This is a genomic window from Allobosea sp. (assembly GCF_030694325.1).
In the GTDB taxonomy this organism is placed as follows: Bacteria; Pseudomonadota; Alphaproteobacteria; order Rhizobiales; family Beijerinckiaceae; genus Allobosea.
Genome location: NZ_JAUXYO010000087.1, coordinates 1 through 5,317, shown reverse-complemented (window position 1 = coordinate 5,317; position 5,317 = coordinate 1). Strand labels below are relative to the sequence as shown.

At 69.4% G+C, this 5,317-nt stretch carries 10 protein-coding genes; 5 read left to right on the top strand and 5 right to left on the bottom strand.

All coding sequences use genetic code 11. The annotated features are described in order from the left end of the window. On the top strand, positions 1 to 363 hold a 363-nt coding region (gene ccmA, locus Q8M82_RS05315), incomplete at its 5' end, for a heme ABC exporter ATP-binding protein CcmA (RefSeq protein WP_305690338.1). Further along, positions 360 to 1,028 (top strand): heme exporter protein CcmB, encoded by a 669-nt coding sequence (gene ccmB, locus Q8M82_RS05310; RefSeq protein ID WP_305690337.1) that lies wholly within the window; start codon positions 360 to 362, stop codon positions 1,026 to 1,028. The genes ccmA and ccmB, both read left to right, overlap by 4 nt. 4 nt (positions 1,029 to 1,032) lie before the next feature. Here the strand turns inward: ccmB and Q8M82_RS05305 are convergent, their stop codons facing one another. Next, positions 1,033 to 1,275 carry a hypothetical protein gene (locus Q8M82_RS05305; RefSeq protein WP_305690336.1) on the bottom strand — a complete coding sequence of 81 codons (243 nt, stop codon included), beginning with the start codon at positions 1,273 to 1,275 and terminating at the stop codon, positions 1,033 to 1,035. Positions 1,276 to 1,604: 329 nt separating this feature from the next. Between Q8M82_RS05305 and Q8M82_RS05300 the strand changes: the two genes are divergently transcribed. Genes Q8M82_RS05300 through Q8M82_RS05290 form a run of 3 tightly spaced genes read left to right on the top strand, consistent with a single transcriptional unit; the run spans position 1,605 to position 3,179 of the window. Then, entirely contained in the window at positions 1,605 to 2,366 is a 762-nt protein-coding gene (locus Q8M82_RS05300; RefSeq protein WP_305690335.1) for a heme ABC transporter permease, read from the top strand. A 13-nt stretch (positions 2,367 to 2,379) separates the two neighbouring features. After that, positions 2,380 to 2,553 (top strand): heme exporter protein CcmD, encoded by a 174-nt coding sequence (ccmD, locus tag Q8M82_RS05295; RefSeq protein ID WP_305690334.1) that lies wholly within the window; start codon positions 2,380 to 2,382, stop codon positions 2,551 to 2,553. Further along, positions 2,550 to 3,179, top strand: a complete 630-nt coding sequence (locus Q8M82_RS05290) for a DsbE family thiol:disulfide interchange protein (protein ID WP_305690333.1) — start codon at positions 2,550 to 2,552, stop codon at positions 3,177 to 3,179. The genes ccmD and Q8M82_RS05290 overlap by 4 nt, the downstream gene beginning before the upstream one ends. Before the next feature lie 116 nt (positions 3,180 to 3,295). On the opposite strand, the gene purQ is transcribed toward Q8M82_RS05290, so the two are convergent. The 4 genes from purQ to Q8M82_RS05270 all read right to left on the bottom strand — a co-directional run. Then, positions 3,296 to 3,991, bottom strand: a complete 696-nt coding sequence (purQ, locus tag Q8M82_RS05285) for a phosphoribosylformylglycinamidine synthase subunit PurQ (protein ID WP_305690332.1) — start codon at positions 3,989 to 3,991, stop codon at positions 3,296 to 3,298. 4 nt (positions 3,992 to 3,995) lie between these two features. Further along, positions 3,996 to 4,238 (bottom strand): phosphoribosylformylglycinamidine synthase subunit PurS, encoded by a 243-nt coding sequence (purS, locus tag Q8M82_RS05280; RefSeq protein ID WP_305690331.1) that lies wholly within the window; start codon positions 4,236 to 4,238, stop codon positions 3,996 to 3,998. 80 nt (positions 4,239 to 4,318) lie between these two features. After that, positions 4,319 to 4,909, bottom strand: coding sequence for a hypothetical protein (locus Q8M82_RS05275; protein WP_305690330.1), 591 nt, complete (start codon positions 4,907 to 4,909; stop codon positions 4,319 to 4,321). Positions 4,910 to 4,951: 42 nt separating this feature from the next. After that, positions 4,952 to 5,317 (bottom strand): phosphoribosylaminoimidazolesuccinocarboxamide synthase (locus Q8M82_RS05270; protein ID WP_305690329.1); only part of this gene is annotated, 366 nt, incomplete at its 5' end.

Below are 5,317 nucleotides of genomic sequence, written 5' to 3'. Positions count from 1 at the left end.
CGCGACGGGCTGAAGACGGCGCTGACGGCGCAGGAAAACCTCGCCTTCGCGCAGGCGCTGCTGGGGGAGGCATTCCTGTCGCCTTCCGAGGCGCTGGCCGCGGTCGGCCTGCCCCATGTCGCGGCGCTTCCGGTGGGCTATCTCTCCGCCGGACAGCGCCGCCGCGTCGCGCTCGCCCGGCTCCTCGTCGCACGGCGGCCGATCTGGCTTCTGGACGAGCCGATGTCGGCGCTCGATGCCGCGGCCCAGGCGATGCTGAGCGGCCTGATGCGGGACCATCTGGCACAGGGCGGGGCGATCCTGGCCGCAACCCATGGTCCGCTCGAGCTGGACGGTGTGCGCGATGTGAGGATCGGGCCGTGAGCCGCGCCTTCCTGACCATCCTGAAGCGCGATCTCGCGCTCGCCTCGCGGGCCGGCGGCGGGGGCGAACTCGCGCTCGTCTTCTTCCTGACGATCGTCGTGCTGGTGCCCTTTGCGCTGGGGCCGGATCTCAACCTGCTCTCGCGAATCGGCCCCGCCATCCTGTGGCTGGGCGCGCTTCTGTCGGTGCTGATCGGGCTCGACCGGCTTTTCCAGGCCGACGAGGAGGATGGCTCGCTCGACCTGATCCGGGCGTCGATGCTGCCGCTCGAACTCGCCGTGCTGGCGAAGGGGTTGGCGCATTGGCTGACGACGGGCCTGCCGCTGGCGCTGGCCGCGCCGCTGCTCGGCCTGCTGGTGGCGCTGCCCGGCGAGGCGATGCTGCCCGTGGCTGCGACCCTGCTCGTCGGGACGCCGGCGCTCAGCTTCATCGGGGCGGGCGCGGCGGCGCTGACGGCGAGCCTGCGGCGTGGCGGGCTGATCCTGCCCGTGCTGGTGGCGCCCCTCACGGTGCCGGTGCTGATCTTCGGCGTATCGGCGTCGAACGCGGCGCTGGGCGGAACGATCCCTTTCGCGACGCCGTTCCTGATCCTCTGTGCGCTGTCGCTGGCTGCGATCGTCGTCGGGACGCTGGCCGCTGCGGCGGCGCTGCGGCAGGCGCAGTAGCGCCTCAGTGCGCCGCGACTCGACCGCGGTCGTCGCGTCGGCCGCCGAGTTGGACGGCGCAGCCATACTGGCTGGCGAGGCGGGCCACGCTGGCGGCGACCGTGCCGATCTCAAGGCCCTGTCCGCGATGACGGCCGAGAATCTCCGTCACCGTGGCATCGACGTCGAGCACGCGCGATTCGCCAGCCTTGGCGCGAACCATGGTTTCCACGTCACGCTGGATGTCGTCCGGCAGGTGCCGCATCATGCCCACTCCTTTCCGGATTCGCCAGACCCTAACAAGCGAACCGGACCCGGACAACCGCAATCGGCGATATATCAATCGGTTCAATCTCTTAGCATTTGAGTGAAGAATCGCGGGCATGAGCCGGTCGGGCCGGTGCGGGGGGTCGGCGGCCCCGCCGGGCGCTGCCAGATCAGGCGCACCATTCCCGCCGCGGCGGTCGCCGATCGGGCGCGAAAGGGAGCCGGACGTCCCGGTGTCGCATGGCCGGCAAGCGGATTGCTGCGGCTGGTCTGCCTTGATAAGGCTGCGTCGACCGCTTTGGGGGCAGGCTCCGAGCATGATGCGATGACATGGCTGGCCTGATCGATCTCGCAAATCCGACGCGCTTCATGCGCCTCTCCGCCGCGCTGCTGCCCTGGTCGACGGGCGTGGCCGGGGTGCTGCTGAGCGTGGGCTTCTATCTCGCCTGGTTCGTGGCGCCGGCCGACTATCAGCAGGGCGAGACCATCCGCATCATGTTCGTGCATGTGCCGGCCGCCTGGCTCGCCATGATGTTCTACACGATGATGACGCTCTCGGCGCTGGGCACGCTGGTCTGGCGTCATCCGCTGGCCGATGTCGCGCAGAAGGCCGCGGCTCCGATCGGCGCGGCATTTGCCCTGATCTGCCTGCTCACCGGCGCCTTCTGGGGCAAGCCGATGTGGGGGACCTACTGGGTCTGGGACGCGCGGCTGACCTCGATGCTGGTGCTGCTCCTGATCTATCTCGGCATCATGGCGCTGTGGCGGACGCTCGACGAGCCGTCCCAGGCCGGACGGGCGGTGGCGATCCTGACGCTGGTCGGCTTCGTCAACGTGCCGATCATCAAGTTCTCGGTCGACTGGTGGAACACGCTGCACCAGCCGGCCTCGGTGCTCCGGCTGGACGGGCCGACGATCCATCCGTCGATGCTCTGGCCGCTGCTGATCCTGGCAGCCGGCTTCACCCTAATGGCGCTGACGCTTCATCTGGTGGCGATGCGCGCCGAGATCATGCGGCGGCGCGTGCGGACGCTGACGATCCTGGAAGCAGAGCGGCTCGACCGGCTGGCGACAGGGAACGCGCCGGCATGAGGGCCGATCGGTCATGAGCGGACTCGGGCCGCATGCCGGTTTCATCCTGGCCTCCTACGCTGCGGTCGCGATCGTGCTGGGCGGGCTCCTGGCGTCGATCCTGCTCGATTACAGGGCCCAGAAGCGGGCTTTGGCGAAGCTCGAGCAACGCGGGGCGGGCCGTCGCGCGGAACGGGAATCGCGATGAGCCAGCTCGAGAGCCAAGCCGATAACAGGGTCGAAGCGGAGGTGGAGGCGGCGCCACGCCGCCGTTCGCCGCTGCTGTTCCTGCTGCCGCTGCTTCTATTCGGCGCGCTGGCGGTCGTTTTCCTCGTCGGGCTCTTTGCCGGTGACGCCAGCAAGGTGCCATCCGCACTGATCGGGAAGCCGGCGCCGCCCGTGACGCTCTCCGCGCTGGAGGGGCTGCAGCGTGAAGGGCGCCCGGTTCCCGCCTTCGGGATGGCCGATCTCGCGGCCGGCCGCGCGACGATCGTCAACGTCTTCGCGAGCTGGTGCGCGCCCTGCCGGGTCGAGCATCCCTTCCTGGTCGCGATGGCCGATTCGCCGCCGGTGAAGGCGGGTCGCGTCGCCGTGGTCGGCATCAACTACAAGGACGAGGCGGAGAACGCCCGCCGGTTCCTCGGCGCGCTCGGCAACCCCTATTCCGCCGTCGGGGTCGATGCTTCGGGCCGCGCGGCGATCGAATGGGGCGTCTATGGCGTGCCGGAAACCTTCGTGATCGGGCCGGACGGGCGCATTCTCGAAAAGCATGTCGGGCCGCTCGACGCCGCGAGCGCCGGACGGCTGCTGGCGCGGGCGGTTGCGGGCAAGTGAAGCAGGCGCGTCATGCTCGGGCTTGCCCCGGGCATCTCATGACGCGAAGTCTCCGGTTCTGCCTTCCGGCCTGAGATTCCCGGGTCTGCGCTTCGCTTCGCCCGGGAATGACGCGGTCAGGCCGCCTTCTTCCCGCCCATCAGGCTTTCGAACAGGCCGCGGCCATCGGTGCCGCCGGTCAGCGAATCGATCAGGTTCTCGGGGTGCGGCATCAGGCCGAGCACGTTGAAGCCGGGCGAGTAGATGCCGGCGATGTTGTTGAGCGAGCCATTGGGGTTGGCCTCCGCCGTGACCTGCCCCTGCGCGTCGGCATAGCGGAACGCGACGAGGCCCTCGCCTTCCAGCAGCGCCAGGGTCTCCGGATCGGCGACGTAGTTGCCCTCGCCGTGGGCGACGCAGACGTCGATTACCTGGCCGCGCGCATAGGCGGCGGTGTAGGGCGTGTCGTCGCGTTCGACGGTGAGGTGCTGGCGCCTGCAGACGAATTTCAGATCGGCGTTGCGCATCAGGATGCCGGGCAGGAGGCCCGCCTCGCAGGCGATCTGGAAGCCGTTGCAGATGCCGAGAACATATCCGCCGCGGGCGGCGTGCGCCCGCGTCGCGTCCATGATGTTGGCGCGGCCGGCGATGGCGCCGGTGCGCAGATAATCGCCATAGGAGAAGCCGCCGGGCAGGACGACGAGATCGGTGCCGGCCGGGAGGTCGGTGTCGGCGTGCCAGACATGGGCCACCTCGGCCCCGGCCTGCTTCAGCGCCTTGGCGACGTCGCCGTCACGGTTGGAGCCGGGAAAGGTGATGACGGCGGCTTTCATCGGATCACGCCCCGATCTCGACGCGGTAGTTCTCGATCACGGTGTTGGCGAGCAGCTTCTCGCAGGCGGTCTTGAGGGCGGCCTCGGCCGCCGCCTTGTCGGAGCCCGACAGCTCGATGTCGAAGACCTTGCCCTGGCGGACGGAGCCGACGCCGTCGATGCCGAGGGATTTCAGCGCGCCCTCGATCGCCTTGCCCTGCGGATCGAGCACGCCGGTCTTGAGAGTGACGGTGACGCGGGCTTTCATGGCGATCTCCAGAGGGCGTTCTGCGGCTGCCTTAACGGCGAATCGAACCGGGCTCAACCGGAATGGCGGTTTCACGTGAATCAGCGGCTGCGCCATGCGGCCACCGCATCGCGGCGGGCGCTCCCGGCGTCGGGCGAGACGGCGATGGCCAGGACCAGTCGGTCGCCCTCGCGCCCATGCAGGATCGCGGTCGCGGCGCTCTTGGTGCTCGCATCGAGCGCGCGGATCTCGACGAGGAGGCCGCTCGTGCCCTCGGCCTCGAAGCGGCTGACGCGGGTCGTGCTCTTGGGCCGCGAATCCGCTTTTCCAGCGGCGGGCTTCGGCGCGGCCGGCTTTCGCGCGGGATCGGACGGCGGCTTCGAGAACAGGCGAGCTAGGCGCTGCGGATCGGCCTTCAGGGCCTGCTCCATCCGGCCAGCCTCGGCGCCTGAAAAGACGAGGACCGAGGCGAAGCCCTGCTGCGCGCACGCCTCGCGCGGGCAGACGACCATGGTGCGCGCCTCGATGCCGTCGTTCAGAACCCAGCCGCCGATCGGGAGACGCTCCCAGCCCTGTGCGGCGGGCAGTTCCGCGATCCCTGCGCCGAAATCACCGGCGCAACCGGACAGCAGCAGCACGGTGGCGAGCGGGCCCGTGATGCGAAAACGGGAGCGCAGGCGCTCCCGTTTCATGGTCCGGTGCGGCGGCGAGCCGTCATCCATGGCGGCGTCGGCTTACTGGACGAGGCGGGGGCCCACCGGGCCGGCCTTTTCGTTCTCGCCGAGGATGCCGAGGCGGCGGGCGACTTCGGTATAGGCCTCGATGAGGCCGCCCATGTCTCGGCGGAAGCGGTCCTCGTCGAGCTCGTCCTTGGACTTTATGTCCCAGAGCCGGCAGGAGTCGGGGCTGATCTCGTCGGCGACGACGATGCGCATCATCTCGCCTTCCCAAAGGCGACCGCATTCCATCTTGAAATCGACGCGACGGATGCCGGCGCCGAGGAAGAGGCCGGAGAGGAAGTCGTTGACGCGAATGGCGAGCGCCATGATGTCGTCGATCTCCTGCGGCGTCGCCCAGCCGAAGGCCGTGATGTGCTCCTC

What these genes read in the sequence shown, in the direction of transcription:
- Q8M82_RS05305 (WP_305690336.1), bottom strand. Translation starts at nt 1,275, where the DNA reads ATGATGCGGCACCTGCCGGACGACATCCAGCGTGACGTGGAAACCATG.
- Q8M82_RS05275 (WP_305690330.1), bottom strand. Translation starts at nt 4,909, where the DNA reads ATGAAACGGGAGCGCCTGCGCTCCCGTTTTCGCATCACGGGCCCGCTC.
- Q8M82_RS05300 (WP_305690335.1), top strand. Translation starts at nt 1,605, where the DNA reads ATGGCTGGCCTGATCGATCTCGCAAATCCGACGCGCTTCATGCGCCTC.
- Q8M82_RS05290 (WP_305690333.1), top strand. Translation starts at nt 2,550, where the DNA reads ATGAGCCAGCTCGAGAGCCAAGCCGATAACAGGGTCGAAGCGGAGGTG.
- purS (WP_305690331.1), bottom strand. Translation starts at nt 4,238, where the DNA reads ATGAAAGCCCGCGTCACCGTCACTCTCAAGACCGGCGTGCTCGATCCG.
- purQ (WP_305690332.1), bottom strand. Translation starts at nt 3,991, where the DNA reads ATGAAAGCCGCCGTCATCACCTTTCCCGGCTCCAACCGTGACGGCGAC.
- ccmD (WP_305690334.1), top strand. Translation starts at nt 2,380, where the DNA reads ATGAGCGGACTCGGGCCGCATGCCGGTTTCATCCTGGCCTCCTACGCT.